12 protein-coding genes are annotated in these 17,157 nt (G+C 71.7%); 9 read left to right on the top strand and 3 right to left on the bottom strand.

The features are described from left to right. Positions 1–304 precede the first annotated feature (304 nt). Positions 305–1,645: a methyltransferase domain-containing protein gene (locus tag VGW35_04220; GenBank protein HEV8306849.1), complete on the bottom strand. Its 1,341-nt coding sequence runs from the start codon at positions 1,643–1,645 to the stop codon at positions 305–307. A gap of 3 nt (positions 1,646–1,648) precedes the next feature. Then, positions 1,649–2,932, bottom strand: coding sequence for an ABC transporter ATP-binding protein (locus VGW35_04215; protein ID HEV8306848.1), 1,284 nt, complete (start codon positions 2,930–2,932; stop codon positions 1,649–1,651). A 193-nt stretch (positions 2,933–3,125) separates the two neighbouring features. Between VGW35_04215 and VGW35_04210 the strand changes: the two genes are divergently transcribed. The 5 genes from VGW35_04210 to VGW35_04190 all read left to right on the top strand — a co-directional run bounded on the left by VGW35_04210 (position 3,126) and on the right by VGW35_04190 (position 10,850). After that, on the top strand, positions 3,126–4,868 hold the full coding sequence (locus VGW35_04210) for a carbamoyltransferase C-terminal domain-containing protein (protein ID HEV8306847.1): 1,743 nt from the start codon (positions 3,126–3,128) through the stop codon (positions 4,866–4,868). A 13-nt stretch (positions 4,869–4,881) separates the two neighbouring features. Further along, on the top strand, positions 4,882–6,084 hold the full coding sequence (locus VGW35_04205) for a hypothetical protein (protein HEV8306846.1): 1,203 nt from the start codon (positions 4,882–4,884) through the stop codon (positions 6,082–6,084). A gap of 82 nt (positions 6,085–6,166) precedes the next feature. Further along, positions 6,167–8,002 carry an O-antigen ligase family protein gene (locus tag VGW35_04200; GenBank protein HEV8306845.1) on the top strand — a complete coding sequence of 612 codons (1,836 nt, stop codon included), beginning with the start codon at positions 6,167–6,169 and terminating at the stop codon, positions 8,000–8,002. A 304-nt stretch (positions 8,003–8,306) separates the two neighbouring features. Next, positions 8,307–9,794 (top strand): hypothetical protein, encoded by a 1,488-nt coding sequence (locus VGW35_04195; protein HEV8306844.1) that lies wholly within the window; start codon positions 8,307–8,309, stop codon positions 9,792–9,794. Between the two features lie 201 nt (positions 9,795–9,995). Continuing rightward, on the top strand, positions 9,996–10,850 hold the full coding sequence (locus VGW35_04190; protein ID HEV8306843.1) for a hypothetical protein: 855 nt from the start codon (positions 9,996–9,998) through the stop codon (positions 10,848–10,850). 142 nt (positions 10,851–10,992) lie between these two features. On the opposite strand, the gene VGW35_04185 is transcribed toward VGW35_04190, so the two are convergent. Continuing rightward, on the bottom strand, positions 10,993–12,393 hold the full coding sequence (locus VGW35_04185) for a hypothetical protein (protein HEV8306842.1): 1,401 nt from the start codon (positions 12,391–12,393) through the stop codon (positions 10,993–10,995). Positions 12,394–12,549: 156 nt separating this feature from the next. Between VGW35_04185 and VGW35_04180 the strand changes: the two genes are divergently transcribed. The 4 genes from VGW35_04180 to asnB all read left to right on the top strand — a co-directional run. After that, a complete protein-coding gene (locus VGW35_04180) occupies positions 12,550–13,131 on the top strand; it encodes a winged helix-turn-helix transcriptional regulator (GenBank protein ID HEV8306841.1) in 582 nt (193 codons plus the stop codon). A gap of 8 nt (positions 13,132–13,139) precedes the next feature. Next, positions 13,140–13,961 (top strand): Wzz/FepE/Etk N-terminal domain-containing protein, encoded by an 822-nt coding sequence (locus VGW35_04175; GenBank protein ID HEV8306840.1) that lies wholly within the window; start codon positions 13,140–13,142, stop codon positions 13,959–13,961. Positions 13,962–14,130: 169 nt separating this feature from the next. Then, positions 14,131–15,261, top strand: a complete 1,131-nt coding sequence (gene wecB, locus VGW35_04170; GenBank protein HEV8306839.1) for a UDP-N-acetylglucosamine 2-epimerase (non-hydrolyzing) — start codon at positions 14,131–14,133, stop codon at positions 15,259–15,261. A 2-nt stretch (positions 15,262–15,263) separates the two neighbouring features. Further along, the coding region (gene asnB / locus VGW35_04165) for an asparagine synthase (glutamine-hydrolyzing) (protein HEV8306838.1) at positions 15,264–17,157 on the top strand (1,894 nt) is incomplete at its 3' end.

Raw genomic sequence — 17,157 nt, 5'->3', positions numbered from 1 at the left:
CCGGCGGGAACGGCTCTTCCACCATCTGCGGGGCGACGAGTAACCCGGCCGCTTGGCCCGAGCGGGCGCCGCTTGGAGCAGCGGTCCGAGCGGCGGCTTCGCCGCCGCAACCCCTCCGGGGGGAGGTTTGGGAGGGGGCCGTCGAGGCCCCCTCCCATGACCTAGGAGCCTGTCGGGTTAACAAGCGCTACGCGAACGCCAGACCGCCGACGGTTGCTGTTCCCGCTCCGAGCGCCGGCTTTGCCGGCGCAACCTGTCCTGGGGGAGGTCTCGGAGGGGGCCGCGGAGGCCCCCTCCGAAGGGACTAGCGGCGGGCCAGGCTGAGCAGGCGCCGGTAGAGGCGCTCCCGCCGGGAGCCGGCCGGCACCGCCCGGACGCGCAGGCGGTGGAATCGCTCGAGCAGCTTCCAGCCGAGGCCGGCCTTGATGTCCGCCAGATGGGCGTCGAGCTGGGCGACGTCATGCTCGAGCACGCGCCGCCGGGCGATCTCCTCGTCGATCACGGCGTCGTACTGGGCCTCCCGCCGCAGGAGCTCTTCCTCGTAGAGCGTCTGGCGTCGCGCGAGCTCCTGGGCGATCTCGTCCCGGTAGCGCGTCTCGCGCCGCACGATCTCGGCCTCCAGGTGGCGGATGTGATCTTCGTGGCCCTGGCGGCGGTCGGCCTCGGCCTGCAGGTGCCGGACGTGCCCCTCGTGGGCCGCGATGGTGCGCCGCAGCTCGGCCACCTCCGCCCGGAGCGTCTCGAGCTCCCGGATCCGCCGGTCCCGGTCGGCGTCGAGAAACGTCATCCGGCCGAGGATGGCCTCCAGCACGGCCGCGAGCCGCTCCCGCCAGACGCCGGCCGGCTCGTCCAGGCCCTCCGGGCGCGCCGGCCACGCGATGGCGACGTCGCGGTCGCCCGGCGCTCCGCCCGTCGCCCGGAGACCGGTGTCGGCCAGGGTGAGCCGGAGCGTGTCGACCCGGCGCCCGCCGGGAGCCGGGTGGGCGGTCAGGACGAACTGATAGGTCGTGCTCTCGTCGTGGGCTCGGAGCAAGCTGACCAGCGGATCCGGGAACCGGGACAGATCCGTCTTGAACTCGGTGGCCTCCGGCTCGAGGCGGAGGCGCTCGAGATGCGAGACGACGAAGCCGGCCCGCTCGAAGGTGTCGTAGATGCTGTCGCGCGTGAAGAAGCGAACGTGCGTCTCGTCGAGGAGGCCGAGCGCGCCGTAGGGAAACCGGCCCTCGAGGAGCTCGGCGATCACGGCCACGTGCGTGATGTTCGGGATGGAGGCCACCAGGTGCCCGCCCGGCGCCAGGAAGCCGCCGAGCGTGGCCAGCACGCGGGCCGGCTCCCGGAGGTGCTCCAGGACGTCGGCGCAGACGATCACGTCGAAGCGTTCCTCGCCGAGCTCGGCCGCGTAGTCCAGGGCCTCCAGGTCGCCGACGATGACCCGGCTGCAGGCCTTCCGGGCCTCCTCGGCGGCCTCTGGCTCGCGCTCGATCCCGGTCACGGTACAGCCGAACTGCTCGACCAGGACCCGGGACATGTAGCCGGTGGCGCAGCCGACCTCGAGCACCCGCTTGTGTTCCCCCACCAGGCGGATCACCCGGGCGTGCGCGTTGTCCCGCGTGAGGTCGATCTGGTAATCGTATCGGTGGGCCATGGATCAGGAGTGGACGTCGATCTCGATGGGCAGCCAGACCTTGGAATGGATCATCTTCCCGCCGGCCGGCGGCAGCACCTCGAGGACGAGCGCGTTGTCGATCCAGTCGAAGTAGGTCGGGGAGTAGCGACTGTAGGCCAGGGCCGCCGTCACGCTGTACGTCCCCGGCATCAGAGGAAGCCGCTGGCGGAAGTCCACCACGAGGGTGTCCCCCGCCTTCCGGGCGGGGATCGAAGCGTTCTCCTCGTAGGTGTTGGTGCCGATGACGTCGGTGCCCGTCTTGTCACGGAAGTAGTAGCCCAGGATGCAGAAGTCGACAGCCTGATAGAACTCGAGGTGGACCCGCAGGACGACCTCCTGGTCGAACTCGGCGGCCGGAAGCGGCTGCTGGCGGCGGTCCAGGATCTCGACGTTGCGGATGCGGGCCGCCCCGGTGCCGTGACGGAACAGGCCCGCCCGCTGGTCGAACGTCGGATCGGGACGGAACACGACCGACCCGGTCCGCACCGGCACGTCGTCCCGGACGGGCTCGGACTCGGCCCGCCGGGCCTCGAGGTTGGCGATGTGGGCGTGGTAGAGGCTCGCCACCTCACCCGGGTCCCCGACGGCCCGCGCCTCGCCCGCGTGGAGGAAGAGGGCGGCCGAGCAGATCGACTTGACCATGCCGATGTCGTGGCTCACGAACAGGATCGTCTTCCCCTCGGCCTGAAACTCCTTGATCCGCCGGATGCAGCGGTGCTGGAAGATCGCGTCGCCGACGGCCAGGGCCTCGTCGACCAGGAGGACGTCGGGGTCCACGTGGATCGCCGCGGCGAAGGCCAGGCGGACGAACATCCCGCTCGAGTAGGTCAGGACGGGCTGGTCGATGAACTCGCCGATCTCGGCGAAGGCCTCGATGGCCGGCAGCCGCGCCAGCATCGCTTCGCGCGTGAACCCCATGATGGCCCCGTGCATCACCACGTTCTCGCGCCCCGTGAACTCGTGGTTGAACCCGGCCCCGAGCTCGAGGAGCGAGGCCACCCGGCCCCGGACCGTGACCCGGCCCAGCGTGGGCTGAACGATTCCGGCGACGATCTGGAGCAGGGTGCTCTTCCCCGAGCCGTTCATCCCGATGATGCCGAAGGTGGCGCCGGGCTCGACCCGAAAGGTCAGGTCGCGGAGAGCCCAGAAGTCCTGGTGGTACGTGCGGCGCCCGCGCCAGAGCGCTTCGAGGAGCCGGTGGCGCGGGTGCCCGTAGATCCGGTAGGCCTTGGAGACGGCCTGCACGTCTACCGCGGGCTCACCCATCAGCGCGCTCGGGGCGGCCGGACGGCAATCATGGCATCCTTCCCAGAGAAACGATATCACGCCGGGCGCGGGCCGACATCCGGAATGCGGGCCCGGGCGCGAATTGCGCTTGCTGCCCGGGAGGGCGTCCCCTAAGATTGTTCGGCCGGCCCGGTGTGTCCGCGGTAGCCTATTCGAGGAGACTGATTCGTCCATGAACATCCTGGGCATCACCTACTCGAGCCACGACTCGAGCGCGACCATGATCGTGGACGGGCAGGTCGTCGCCATCGCCGAAGAAGAGCGGTTCACCCGGCGAAAGCACGACTTCGCCTTCCCGCGGCACTCGGTCCGGTGCGTGCTCGACGCGGCCGGGCTGTCGTCCCGCGACGTCGACGTGGTCGCCCTGCCGTACCGGCTGTTCAACGGCTTCCTCCGGCGGGCCTGGTACGGGGTGAAGAACTTCCGCAAGGCGAAGTCGTTCCTCCCCCGGAACATCGGGTACGAGCTGCTCCTGGCTCACTCGTTCGAGGCGAAGCTGCGCGGCGAGTTCCGCGCGAACGACCTCCCGCTGGCCGAGCGGTGCCGGATCGAGATGTACGAGCACCACCTCTGCCACGCCGCCTCCGCGTATCTCGCGTCACCCCACGAGGACGCCCTCATCATCTCGTGGGACGGGCGGGGCGAATGGCCGTGCATCCTCTACGCCCTCGGCGAGGGCCCGCAGATCCGGGTGCTCGACAAGTGTTACTTCCCCGACTCCATCGGCCAGGTCTACCAGGCCGTCACCCAGTACCTCGGCTTCGCCGACATCGGCGACGAGTACAAGGTCATGGGGCTCGCCCCCTATGGCTCGCCGACCTATCTGGACGTCTTCCGGGCGATGCTGCGGGTCGACGGGTGGAAGGTCACGGTGGATCAGGGCTACATGAACTACCACATCTACAACCGCCACATGGCCGATCGCTACTCGATGCGGCTGGCCGAGCGGCTGGGGCCGCCGCGCCGGCCGAGCGAGCCGATCGAGCGGCGGCACCAGGACGTGGCGGCCAGCCTCCAGTGCCGCGTCAACGAGATCGGCGTCGCCGCGGCCGCGGCCTTGCGCGCGGCCCATCCCCGGTTGCGGAATCTCTGCCTGACGGGAGGCGTCGCCCAGAACATCATCATGAACCACCACATCTACGAGCAGGCGGGGTACGACGACGTGTTCGTCGGCCCCGCCTCCTACGACGGCGGGCTGTCGCTGGGGGCCGCCCTGCTGACCGCCCACCGGGCCGACGCGATGAAGGACCGCTTCGTCATGCGCCACGCCGCCTGGGGGCAGGCCTTCTCGACCGCCCAGATCGAGACGGAGCTCCGCAGCTACCACATCCCCCACGTCAGGCCGCGGGACGTGGTGGCCACCACGGCCCGCCTGCTCGGCGAGGGCAAGGTCGTCGGGTGGTTCCAGGGGCGGGCCGAATTCGGCCCGCGGGCGCTGGGCAACCGGAGCATCCTGGCCGACCCCCGGCAGCCGGCGATGAAGGACATCGTGAACCGGAAGATCAAGTTCCGGGAAGAGTTCCGCCCCTTCGCCCCGTCGGTCCTGGCCGAGCGGTTCTCCGAGTTCTTCGAAGGATGCCCGCCGAGCCCGTTCATGACCTTTTCCGCGCGGGTGAAGAAGGGCGCCCCCCCCATCCCGGCGGTGACCCACGTCGACGGGTCGGCCCGTCCCCAGGCCGTTTCCGAGCACGCCAATCTCCGGTACTGGCGGGTCATCAAGGCCTTCGAGGCGCTGACCGGCGTCCCGGTCGTCCTGAACACCTCGTTCAACGTCAAGGGAGAGCCCATCGTCAACGCGCCGGTCGACGCGATCCGATGCTTTTTCAGCACCGGGCTCGATTACCTGGTCCTGGAGGACGTCGTGGTGGGCAAGGGCGAGGACGCCTCCAGGCTCCCCGGGTACGAGCGGGCGTGACCCGCCGGCCGCCGTGAAGCTCGGCCTCATCCTGAGCAACGACTGGGAGCTGTACGGGGACGGCAGCGGCGACTTCTTCGAGGTCCAGCACGGCCCGATGGCCGCGCTGATGGAGACGTGCGAGCGCCACGGGGCGAAGCTCACGCTGATGGCGGAGGTGGGCCAGCAGTGGGCTCATCAGCGCATCGGTGATCGACACCCCTGGGCCCGCGAGGTGGCGGAGGCGTGGGAGAAGCAAGCCCAGGAAGCCGTCCACCGCGGGCACGACGTCCAGCTTCATCTCCACCCGCAGTGGACGGAGGCCCGCTACGAGGCCGGCTGGCATGTCGATTACAGCCGCTACGCCCTCGGGGGACTCCCGCCGGCCGAGCAGGCGGCGCTGCTCGAGCGGGGCCGCCGGTACCTGGAGGAATTGCTCCAGGACATCCGCCCGGCCTACCGCTGCCTCGCCTTCCGGGCCGGCGGGTTCCTGATGGAGCCGTCCACGGCGGTGATCCGGAGTCTGATCCGCGCCGGGATCGAATGCGATACCTCGGTCTGCAAGGGACGCCATTACCGGGGGAGCCTCGGCTCGTACGACTTCCGGGCCGCGCCCTCCCACTACGAGCCCTGGTTCGTCTCCGGGAGCGACCTGACCCGCCCGGCGCCCCCGGGGCCCGGCCTCCTCGAGATTCCCATCTACTCCGAGCCGTTCACCGAGTCGCCGGTGCTGCGCAAGGTGCGGGCTCGGCTCGGCCTGGGGTGGGACCTCGCGGGCGCCCGGAGCCTCTTCGGGGTGGCCGAGCGCCGGACGGGGCTGAGCCCGGCGGAGCATGCGCGGCACCGGCGCTACCTCCGGCGGGCGGACGCCTGGTATCCGGTCGACCAGGCTCCGGCCCAGCGCGCGGCCGCCGGGCGCCGGCTCGGGTCCATCCTGGAGAAGATGGTGCGCCGGTCCTCCCTCATGCTGGACTACGACGCGGTGATGCCGAGCGTGGCCGCCGCCATGCTCGTGCGCCTCGCGGAGCGCGTGGCCGACCGCGACCCGGGCCGCGTGCTTCCGGTGATGGCCATCGGCCACGTCAAGAGCATGGTGTCCACCGACTACGTGGACGAGTTCCTGACGAAGGCCAAGGGGGCCCTGGGGGGGGCTCTGGTCTTCTGGACCCTCCAGGAGGCCGTTCAATACACGAAGCACGCCGGCGGAGGGCGGGCTCTCGCGTCCTCTCGTCCTTGACCCGGTCGGCCTGGTCGGCTCGCTCGGCCTCATCGCGGCGCTCGCCGCCGCGCTCTTCGCGGCCGGGGTCCCGGCCGCTCGGGTGGAGGCGCTGGCGGCCGCCGCCTTCGTGGCGCTGGTCCTGTGCTGCGTGGGGCTGGCGCCGGCCAACGGGCTGCTCCTGCTCTTCCTCCTCCCTCCTCTCGCCAACGGGGAAGACCAGCGCCCCTACTTCTTCCTCCTCGAGATCGCGATCTCCCTGACCCTCCTGGCGGGCCTCGCCTGGCACCTCGGGCGCCGCGGTCCGCTGAGGTTTCCCCATGCCCCGCTCGTCGTCCTCGTCGTCCTCTCCGCGCTGATCTCGCTTCCGCTCGACCTGAAGGAGGCGTGGCTGGAGATCGAGGTCTCGTCGTGGCGGCAGATCCTCGAAGGCGTCCGCCGGAGCCTGCCCGAGTCGAGCTTGTTCTGGGTCCGGACGGTCCTGAACGTCGCCAGCGGCGCCGCCCTCTACGTCCTGGTGGTGAACGAGCGGTGGACCCCGGAACGGGTCCGTCGCCTGGCCGTGGCCGGCACGCTCCTCTACGTGGCCGTGACGGTCGCCGGGCTCGCCACCTACTGGTTCCCGCTCGCCCCGGAGCGGCACGTGCTGACCGTCTGGCTGGGCGGCGAGTTCGCCGGCGGATTCTCCGGGCTCGGGTTCAACCCGTCCTACTTCGCGCAGTACGCGATCGCCTACCTCCCCCTGGCGGGCCTCCTCCTCACCGAGCCCGGCCCGCGCTGGGTCAGGGGCCTCGCCCTGACGGCGCTGCTCCTGTCGGTGTACGCGCTCCTGGTCGTCTACCAGCGGGCGGCCTACCTGGTCTTTCTCCTCGAGCTGGCCTTGCTGCTGCTGGTCGCTCTGCACCTGGACCCCCGCTGGTCCACCCGGCTCTCGACCCGACTGGCGGCGACGGTCGTGGCCGTCTCGATCGGGATGGCGACTCTGCTCGGATTCACACCGGTCGGGCATCGCGCGCTCGAGAAGATTCTCTGGACCGGCGGGGACTACGTCCGGCTGCACCTCCTCGAGGTCGCCGGCCGGATGGTCCGGGACTACCCGCTGCTCGGGGTCGGGAGCGGCCGGTTCGCGCGCTTCTTCGACCTCTACTCCGCGTACCCGCAGCTCCGCTTCGGCTCCTGGTCCGCCCACAACCTCTACGCCCAGTTCCTCGCCGAGCAGGGCGCCCTCGGTCTGGCGAGCTTTCTCGGGCTCGTCGCCGTGAGCCTGGGTCCGATCGTCACCCGGAGCCGGGCGCTCGGCGCGGCGCGGCCCGCCGTCCTCTTCCTGCTGGTGTCCCTCGGCGTCTGGCTGGTGTACGGCTGGCTCCAGTACACCTTCCTCCTGCGGTCGATGCAGGTGTACTTCTGGATCACGCTCGGCCTGGTGGTCTCCCTGGCCCTGCCGGCCGTCCGGCCCCCGCGGCTGCCGCGGCGCTGGCTGGCCGTGGGCGCCGCGGCTCTCCTGGTGGCGCTCGGGTTTCGGGTCCACACCGTGGCGGCGCGCCCGGTCCCCGTCGGCTACGAGTGGGGCTTCCACGGCTGGGAGTACGCCCCGGAGGTCTTCGAGGCCCGGGCGCGGTGGACGTCGGGCGGGGCCGTCGCCAGCCTGCGCGTCGAGGGGAGGGCGCTCCATCTCGACTTCGCGTGCCCGAGCCCGCAGGTGTCGGGGCGTCCCCAGGAGGTGTCCGTCCTGCTCGACGGGCTCCCGGCCGGCCGGGTCGTCCTCGACTCGCCGACCGCGTGGAAGGCCCTCGACCTCCCGGTGACCAAGCCCCTCGGCAGCGGCGTCATCTTACAGATCCGCGTCGGCTACAGCTTCGTCCCCGCCGAGCTGGGCGACGCGCCCGATCCGCGCCGGCTCGGGGTGCTCGTGAGCCCGCCGCACTGGAAAGGTCTCTAAGGGAAGGCCCTTGAGGGGTATTCCCCCGGGCGCGTCGTTGTGCGAAAATGGTCTCGATGCTGGACTGCCCATCCGGCCGCACCGTGACGGCCGGGGGCCCCGTCGTCGAGCTCGGTCGCTCTCGCACGTCTAACCCGCGCCGGGCAACCGGGCGGCTCACAAGGAGGTGGCTCGGGCACTGGACGCGCTCGGGTAGGGGAGGGTGCCGACGGGGGGAGGGCGTCGCTGCTCCCGGAGTCCAACGAGAACGAATCGCTCAGCGTCGGTCTACATTCGACCCTCGCTCTATCTGGAGGAAGAACGCATGAGGCAGTGGTCCAGAGCGCGTGGCGGGTTCGCAGTGCGGACTCTTCTCCTCGGACTGATCGCGATGGCCACGGCGGTCGCCGCTCCGGTCTTCGCCGCGGAATCCGACGATGCGGTGGCGCCTCAGGTCCCGGCCATCGTCACCGTCTTCGGCGGGCTCAACGAGGTGAGCGCCGGCTTCGGATACCAGGCCAGCGCGCAGATCGGCAAGGCGATCGCGCGGGTTCTCCACGCCGCCAACACGGCAATCCAGCTGCGCACGACCGCGGGAGGCCTGCTCGCCCAGGTCCCGCTCACGGCCTTCTTCGGCACCTCGGACGCCTCCGGCGACTTCGACTTCCCCAAGGTCTACTGCGACGCGAACGCCCCCGCCCTGCTCCGGCGCTGCTACGTGCTGGCCGTGCAGACGAAGGTGAGCGCTCGACGGTCGACCATCTGGCTGGCGGTCTCCCGCACCGTCGATCCCCTCAACCTGGGGCCGGCCTGGTGTCGGTATCGGATCGATGGCACGCGGAACCCCGGCACCGTGAACGCGAGCTTCCCGGAGTTCTTCGGCTTCGGCCTGGGAGCGGACAAGCTCGTCATCACGACGAACCAGGTCCGCTACACCAACAAGAACTTCTTCACCTTCGCCACCATCCGGGCCATGAGCAAGTTCGCGCTCGCCAACAACGCCCAGGCGTGCCCGCCACTGCCCCCGGTGGCCTTCTTCCAGCCGACGCCGGCGCTGAATAGCCCCACCATCTTCGCCATCCAGCCGGTGCTCCACCTGACCCCGGCCCCCTCGTTGGGCGGGGCGAATCCCGCCTACCTCGTCAACACCGTGGGCTCGTCCTTCGGGCCGAGCCAGCGCTACCTGATCTGGCGCGTCGTGAACCTGGCGCCGATCGGGCTCCAGGGGCCCTTCCTCGTGAACGGAAACTTCGTCTACGAGGCCCCGGACAGCTCGCCCCAGCCGGGGACGTTGATCAAGCTCGACGCCGGCGATGCCCGCGTCAGCGGGGCGGCGGGCTTCAGCCGATTCATCGAGGTCGTCCACGCCACCAAGTGCTTCGCCACCCGGTCGTGTATCCGGTGGATCCGGTTCGCTCCCTCCGCCGGCGGCGCGGCGATCAGCGGGCAGACGGTGTTCGGCGGCGCCAGCCCCGGGGAATTCGTTTACAAGCCGGGGGTCGCCGTGAATCGACTTGGGACGTCGGCGGTCGTCTACCACGCCAGCAGCGCCACCCAGTTCCTGCAGTCCGAGGCGCGGATCAAGAGCTTCGGATTCCCGGCGTTCCTGCCTCCTGAGCTGCCCGTCACGCCGCCAGGCACCTGCGCGTACACGCCGGCCGCGAACAGCTTCAAGACCGGCGAGTACCCCGGCGTGCAGACCGATCCCGTGGATCTCACGAGCTTCTGGGCCTCCTCGGAGCGGGCGACGAGGATCGCCGGCCTGCCCACCTGCGGGTGGGCCACCCGCAACGTCAAGATGGTCGGACCGTAAGCCCGCGGCCCTCGGCCGCGCCGGCGCCCGGGGCGCCGGCCGGGATCGTCATGCCCGGCCGGCGCCCCGTGGTACCCTGAAGATGTGATCCGGCGTCGCCGTCGTTTCCCCACGGTCTCCTGGGCGGTCCTGGGGGCGGCGCTCGCCTTCGGACCGGCGCCGGGTGCGGAGGCGGCCCCGCCGCCGCCGCGCGGGGTTTCCGTGTCCGTCGCGGCCGAGGCCCGCGGGGATCACCTCGTCTCCATCACCGCCGCTGGCGCCCCGCTCCGGGCCGTGCTCGCCGAGCTCGCCCGGCGGGCCGGGTTCGAGGTCAGCGAGGTGACACCGGTCGGCCGCACGGTGTCGGTCCAGTTCAAGCGCCTGCCTCTCGACCGGGCCCTCGAGCAGCTCCTGCGTGGAGAGAACTTCGTCCTGGTCTACGGGCGGCCCGCCGAGGGCGGCCCGGATCGGCTGCGACGGGTCATCCTGCTGGGCTCGGCGATCCGCGGGGCCGGTGCCAGAAGCGCCGAGGAGCCTCAGGCGAGCGCTCCGGACCTGCCCGCCGGCCTCCCCACGGCCGAAGGGGACGAGGAGTCCGCCCCGATGCTGCCCGACGGCGCGGAGCTCTTCGACCCCGACGGACCCATCGAGCAGATCCTGGCGCTCACCGCCCACCGGGACCCGCGGATGCGCACGGCGGCCCTCGAGGCGCTGACGCTCCACGCCGCCGACGAGCGCGCGCGCCAGGCGCTGATGCAGCACATCACCGATCCGGATGCCGACGTGCGGTCGGTCGTCGTCGGCCTCCTCGGAGCGTTTCTCACGGAATGGCCCGGCGCCGAGGACGTGGTCATGGGCGCGCTGCGCGACCCGGCGGCGTCGGTGCGCCATCTGGCCATCCACACCCTCTGGGAAAGCTCGACGCCCCGGGCCGCCGAGGCGATTCAGCTCGCCCTGCAGGACGAGGACCCCAAGATCCGGGCCTTCGCCCAGGAGCTCCTCCGTCAGCGCACGGAGGAGACGCCGAGCGAGGTCGAGCCCGACCAGGAGATCGTCGCCGAGCCCGAGACCTCCTAGATCATTACTCGGGGGGGTCTCGGAAGACCCCCCCGATGCCCCCCCGTCGTGGCGGCGGCGAAGCCGCCGCTCGGAGCGCTTCTCGCTGCACCGCGCGGGCGGTCCGTCCGCACCGGCTCACGCCGAGAAGCCATCCACCGGGTCACTCCGCGACCAGCTCGACCGGCCCGGTCCAGCTCGCCCCCACATCGACCGTCAGCCGGGCTCGCCCGCGGTCGGCGACGAGCTCGTATCGATCCGGCGGGAGCGCGCGGCGGGCGAAGCGGAAGGCGCCGGTCGAGTCGGTCCGCACGGTCGCGGTCACCACTCCGCCCCGCACGGCGCGGACCTCGGCGCCGCGGACGGGGTCTTTCCCCGGCCCCCGGACGAGCCGACCGGAGACCGCCACCACGGCGTCGCGCAGCACCTCGAGGTACCGGAGGCCGTACCCACGATGGGGAAAGTCCAGCGTGTAGCTCGGATCCCGCGTCGTCGGAGGCCCGGGCCGAGCCGGCTCGATCTGACTCCACTCGTGCCACTCGTTGAAGCTCGTGATCATGAGGAGCGGGTTCCGATCGTCCAGCAAGGCGAGGCCGAGCTCCTGGAGGGATCGCGCGAACAGGCTTCCCTCGTCGGCGTCCGGGCTCAGGAGACGGGGGATCACGTAGTGATCCTCACGAGGACGCACGCCGCGGTCGTTGTAGCCGGGGATGACGGACGGGACGAAGGCCACGTGCCCGTCTCCCGCCACGCGGCGGAAGCGCTCGTACTGTTCCTGCACCGCGCCCAGGAAGGCCGAGCCGGCCGCGTACCCGCCTTGCTCGGTCCGCGGCCAGTCGTACATGTTGTAGGCGGTGATGGCATCGAAGAGCCGGATCCGGTCACGCGACGGGATCTGCCAGAAGACCTCGTCCCCGATCAGGTACACGGCGTGGCCCTGGCGGGCGAGGGTCCGGCGGATGACGGCGATGGCCTCCCGATGCCGTCCGGTGAGGACGCGCGTCACGTACAGGAATAGCGCCGGCCGGCCCCCGATCCGCAAGTAGCGCGGATGGGCCAGGTACTCGCGCCCGAGGTACTCGACGTCGGCCCGGAGGCGCTCGATGGCCACATCGTCGAGGCGGATTTCCCCCTTGGGGGTGCCCAGCGCCAGCAGGGACTCGTAGAAGATCGCGAAGCGGATGTCGTCGAGGTTCGGGGCGGCCAGGAGCCCCGCTCGCAGGTAGCGGTCCTGGCGACTCGCCCGGCCGGGCCAGCTCACGGCGAAAAAGTCGATGCCGTAGTCTCCCGCCCAGCGGATGTGCTGAGCAGCCGTCCGCGGATCCGCCGAGGCGTATTCGCCGAGCAGCGGGGTGACCGGTGGTTGGAGCTCGCGCCCCAGATAGCCGAGGTCCCACTCCGCCTGGTCGTACCAGACGTAGTAGTAGGCGCCGATCAGCGGCGCGCGGCCACCCGGCGTCGTCCCGGCCTCCCGGCCACACCCGCCCGCCCCGGCCGCGACGAGCGCGGTCAGCAGGATGGCCTGGATGATCCGGGTCACCCCGTCACGCGGTCCTGGTCGCACGCTCTGTGTCGCATTCAGCGGGTCATGGCCGTGCCTGGCGCCGACGCCGGGCCGTACCTTACCACGACCGCGCGGCCGCCCGGGTGCGCTCGGCCGGGCTCCGCCCCTCGGTTTTTGGTTGACACGCGAGGCCGTGGCGTTCAAGGATTGAACGCCGTGGACGCCCCCGCCCGCCGCGAGCTGGAGATCCTGGCGACCCTCGCCGAGGGGCGCCCCGTGACCCAGCGGGCCCTCGCCCAGCGACTCGGCATCGCCCTCGGCCTCACGAACCTCTACCTCAAGCGTCTCACCCGCAAGGGCTGCATCAAGGTCACCACGATCCCACCCCACCGGCTCCTCTACCTCGTGACGCCCCGCGGGCTCGCCGAGAAGACGCGGCTCACCTACGAGTACCTCCGCTATTCCCGCGAGCTCTACCGGCAGGGCCGACAGGCCCTCCGCGAGGCGCTCCGCCTCCGTCTCGGGAACGGGACGTCGCGGATCGCGCTCTACGGCACGGGCGAGGCGGCCGAGCTGGCCTACCTCACGGTGAAGGAGCTCGGGATCGAGCCGGCCGCGATCCTCGACGGCGAGGGCGGAGGTCGGTTCCTGGGTCACCCCGTCCGGGCCGTGGGGGACCTGGCCGACGGCGACTACGACTACCTGATCGTGGCGACCCTGGATCCGCCGGCCCGCATCCTCGCCGAGCTCGAGCGCCGGGGAATCCCGAAGACCCGGCTCGTCCCGCTCCGCCCGTGACCTCCGCCATGACGACCGAGACACCCTCGGAAGTCGAAAGCTTGCTCCGCCTCCTGTGGCGGCGGCGTGGCCTCATCCTCGCCGTGTGGGGCGCGGCCGTGGCGGCGGCGGCCGTGGTCACCCTGCTCATGCCCAGGACGTACGAGGCCGAGCTGGCCCTGCTCATCGGCCGCCTGGGCCGCAAGTCCGAGCGCGGCGTCGTCTCCACGCCCCTCGTCGAGCGCGACATCGTCACGGCCACGCTCCAGAGCCCGGCCTTCCTGGCCGCCACCCTCGCCCGGGCGGGGATCGCCGACCCCGGGGCGATCCGGGTCTCGGCGACCGCGCGGAGCGAGCTCATCGGGGTGACCGCGCGCGCCCCCGAGCCGGGCCTGGCGGTCCGGGCGGCGACGGCGCTGGCCGACGCCATCGTGGCGAGCCACCGCGAGCGGTACGAATCGGCGCTCTCGATCCACGAGCAGTTCGAGAAGGATCTCGAGCGGCAGATCGAGGAGACGCAGCGGTTCGTGGGCGAGCTCTCGAAGGCCCTGGCCGACCGGCGCGGGGACCGGGAGGTCGCGGCCCAGACGCTCTTCCAGGTCCGGCTGGCCGACGCCGAGTCCCAGCTCCTCGCGCTGAAAGAGCGCCTCCGCGATCTCCGCGAGCTTCGAAGCCCGGCCACCTCGTACCCCACGGCGGTCACCGTGGCGCCCGTGACCCCGACGCGGCCGGTGAGTCCCGTCGTCTGGCTGAACCTCCTGATCGGCCTGCTCTTCGGCTTCGTCCTGGCCGTGGCGCTCGCCTACCTCGTCGAGTTTGCGCCGCTCCTGCGCGCGCCGAGCGGCCCATGAGGCGGCCCGGGCCGGGGCCCGTCGCATCTCGGCGTCCTCGGCCCTCGCCGGCGCTCAACGTATGCGGCATACGCCTCGCGCCGGCTCGCGCCTGCGTCCTTGAGCTGCTCGGGCCGCGGCCCGGTCCCACGGCCGGTCACGGTCGCGCTGCTTGCCGGGGGGCAGCCCAGTGAGCCGGCGGCCGGCCGCGCGGCCGACGATCGTCCTGGCGGTCGGGGCCCGGCCGAACCTCATGAAGGCCTGGGCCCTCCTGCGCGCATTCGGCCGCGAGCGAGCCGTCGCCTGCCGTCTGGTTCACACCGGGCAGCACTACGACGACCGGATGTCCGGCGTCTTCTTCGAGGAGCTCGGGCTCCCCACCCCGGCCGTCCACCTCGGGATCGGCTCGGATACGCCGGCCCGGCAGACGGCCAGGATCATGCTGGCCTTCGAGCGGGTGCTGGCGGCGGACCCGCCCGCTCTCGTCATGGTGGTCGGGGACGTCAACTCGACGCTCGCCTGCGCCCTGGTCGGCGCCAAGCTCGGGATCCCCGTCGCTCACGTGGAGGCCGGGCTCCGGAGCCGCGACTTCACGATGCCCGAGGAACTGAACCGGGTCCTCACCGACCGGCTGGCGCGCTGGCTCTTCGCGCCGTCCGCCGACGCCGTGCGGAACCTCGAGCGGGAAGGGATCCCGCCGTCCCGGGTGCACCTCGTCGGGAACGTCATGATCGACACCCTCCGGGCCCACCGCCGCCGAGCCGATCGGTCGAACGTCCTCTGGCGACTCGGCCTCCGCCGGACCGCGTATGCGGTCCTGACGCTGCACCGGCCCGCCAACGTGGACGAGCACGAACGCTTCGGGGTGCTCCTGTCGGCGCTCGAGTGGATCCAGCGTCGCCTCCCCGTGGTGTTTCCGGTCCACCCGCGGACCCGCGCTCAGCTCGGGCGGCTCGGGCTCGAGGGAAAGCTCGCGCGGCTCGATCGCGTGATCCGGACGGAGCCGCTCGGGTACCTCGATTTCCTCAAGCTCATGGCGCACGCGCGGCTCGTCCTCACGGACTCCGGCGGGGTCCAGGAGGAGACGACCGCCCTCTCGGTGCCGTGCCTGACGCTGCGAGACTCGACGGAGCGGCCGGTGACCGTGCGCCACGGCACCAACGTCGTCGTCGGGGCCGATCCCGACCGGATCATCGTGGAGACGGAACGGATCCTCGACGGCCGGGGTAAGCGCGGGCGGCTGCCGCCCTACTGGGACGGGCGGGCCGGTCGGCGGATCGCGCGCATCCTCGTGCGGGACCTGGGGCCGGGGAGCCGCTGACCGTGTGCGGCATCGCCGGGGTCTTCCACTTCGGGGTCTCGGAGCCGGTGGACGAGGCGACCCTCCACCGCATGACGGAAACGCTCGTCCACCGGGGACCGGACGATCGGGGCTTCTATCTCTCGCCGGACGGCCGGATCGGGCTCGGCAACCGCCGGCTGGCCATCGTGGACGTGGCGGCCGGGCACCAGCCCATGACGAACGAGGACGGCTCGCTCTTCATCACGTACAACGGCGAGGTGTACAACCACGCCGCGCTGCGGGCCGAGCTCGTGCAGCGCGGGCACCGCTACAAGACCCGGAGCGACACCGAGACCGTCCTGCATCTCTACGAGGAGAAGGGGTGTGAGGCCGTCCACGACCTCCGGGGCATGTTCGCCTTCGCGCTGTGGGACGGCGAACGGGGCGAGCTCTGGCTGGTTCGGGACCGCGTCGGCGTCAAGCCGCTCTACTACACGCAGGTCGGCGGCCGGCTCCTGTTCGCCTCCGAGATCAAGGCGCTGCTGGCCCATCCCCTGGTCGGGCGCCGCCTGGACCTGGAGGGCATGTATCACTACCTCACGTTCATGACGACTCCGGCGCCGCGGACGCTGTTCGCCGGGATCGAGAAGCTCCCGGCCGGGCACTGGCTGCGGTGTGGGGCCGACGGCGCGCGCGTCGAGCGCTACTGGGACGCCATCGTCTCGCCGGGCCCGCCCCGGAGCGAGACGGAATGGGTGGCGGGCCTGCGGGCGTTGCTGGCCGACTCCATCCGGGATCGCATGATGAGCGACGTTCCCCTCGGGGTGTTCCTGAGCGGGGGCGTGGACTCGAGCGCCATCGCGGCCGTGATGCACGAGGCGAGTCCGACGCCGATCAACACGTTCTCGGTCGGCTTCCGGGACGGGGGACCGCACGACGAGCGCCCCCACGCCCGGGCGGTTGCCACACGCCTGGGGACGCGCCATCACGAGGTCGCCGTGGACGCCCGGGACGCCGTCGAGTTCATCCCGCGGCTCATCTACTACCAGGACGAGCCGATCGGTGACCCGGTCTGCTTCCCGCTCTACTACGTGGCCCGGCTCGCGCGAGAGCACGGCGTCGTCGTGGTCCAGACGGGCGAGGGAAGCGACGAGCTCTTCTCCGGCTACCCCGGGTATCTGGAGGCGCTCCGCCGGGCCCGGCTGGTGGCTCCCTACCGGGGCCTGCCCCCGGGCTTGCGCCGGGTCGGCTATGCCGTGGCGGCGCCGGTGCTGCGCGCGGCGGGGAAGGCGGGGGTGCTCGAGCTCCTGGAGCGCACCGCGCGGGGGCAGGCGGCGTTCTGGGGCGGGGCGGTCGTCTTCACCGAGGGGGAGAAGCGCCGGCTGCTGGCCCCGTCGGTGCTCCGCCGGCTCGATGGGCTCTCCTCCCACGACGAGGTCGCGCGCTGGTATCGGCGCATCGCCGAGGCCAAGCCCGAGAGCGACCTGCTCGAGCGGATGATCTATCTCGAGTTGAAGCTCCGGCTGCCGGAATTGTTGCTGATGCGGGCCGACAAGTTCACCATGGCGGCCTCGGTCGAGGCGCGGGAACCCTACCTGGATCACCGGCTGGTCGAGTACGCGATGGCGATGCCGAGCCACCTCAAGGTGCGGGGCGGTCCCAAGGGGATCCTCAAGCGCGCGCTGGCCCCGCTGCTGCCGGCCGAGGTGCTGGCCCGGCCCAAGCAGGGGTTCAACGTGCCGGTCGGCGAGTGGCTCCGGGGCGGGCTCGGAGAGGCCTTCCGGGCGCGCATCCTCGGGTCGCGGGCCCGCGAGCTGTTCGAGGCCGGTTCCCTCGACGCGCTCCTCCGCCAGCCGGCCGGCGGCCGGCCCGAGGTCAACCGTCACCTGTGGCTCCTGATGAACCTCTCCTGCTGGTACGACCGCTGGATCGACC

It is taken from the genome of Candidatus Methylomirabilota bacterium (assembly GCA_036005065.1).
GTDB lineage: Bacteria > Methylomirabilota > Methylomirabilia > Rokubacteriales > DASRDR01 > DASYQW01.
Note: the sequence above shows the minus strand (reverse complement) of the source record. Positions and strands in the feature narration are given on the sequence as shown.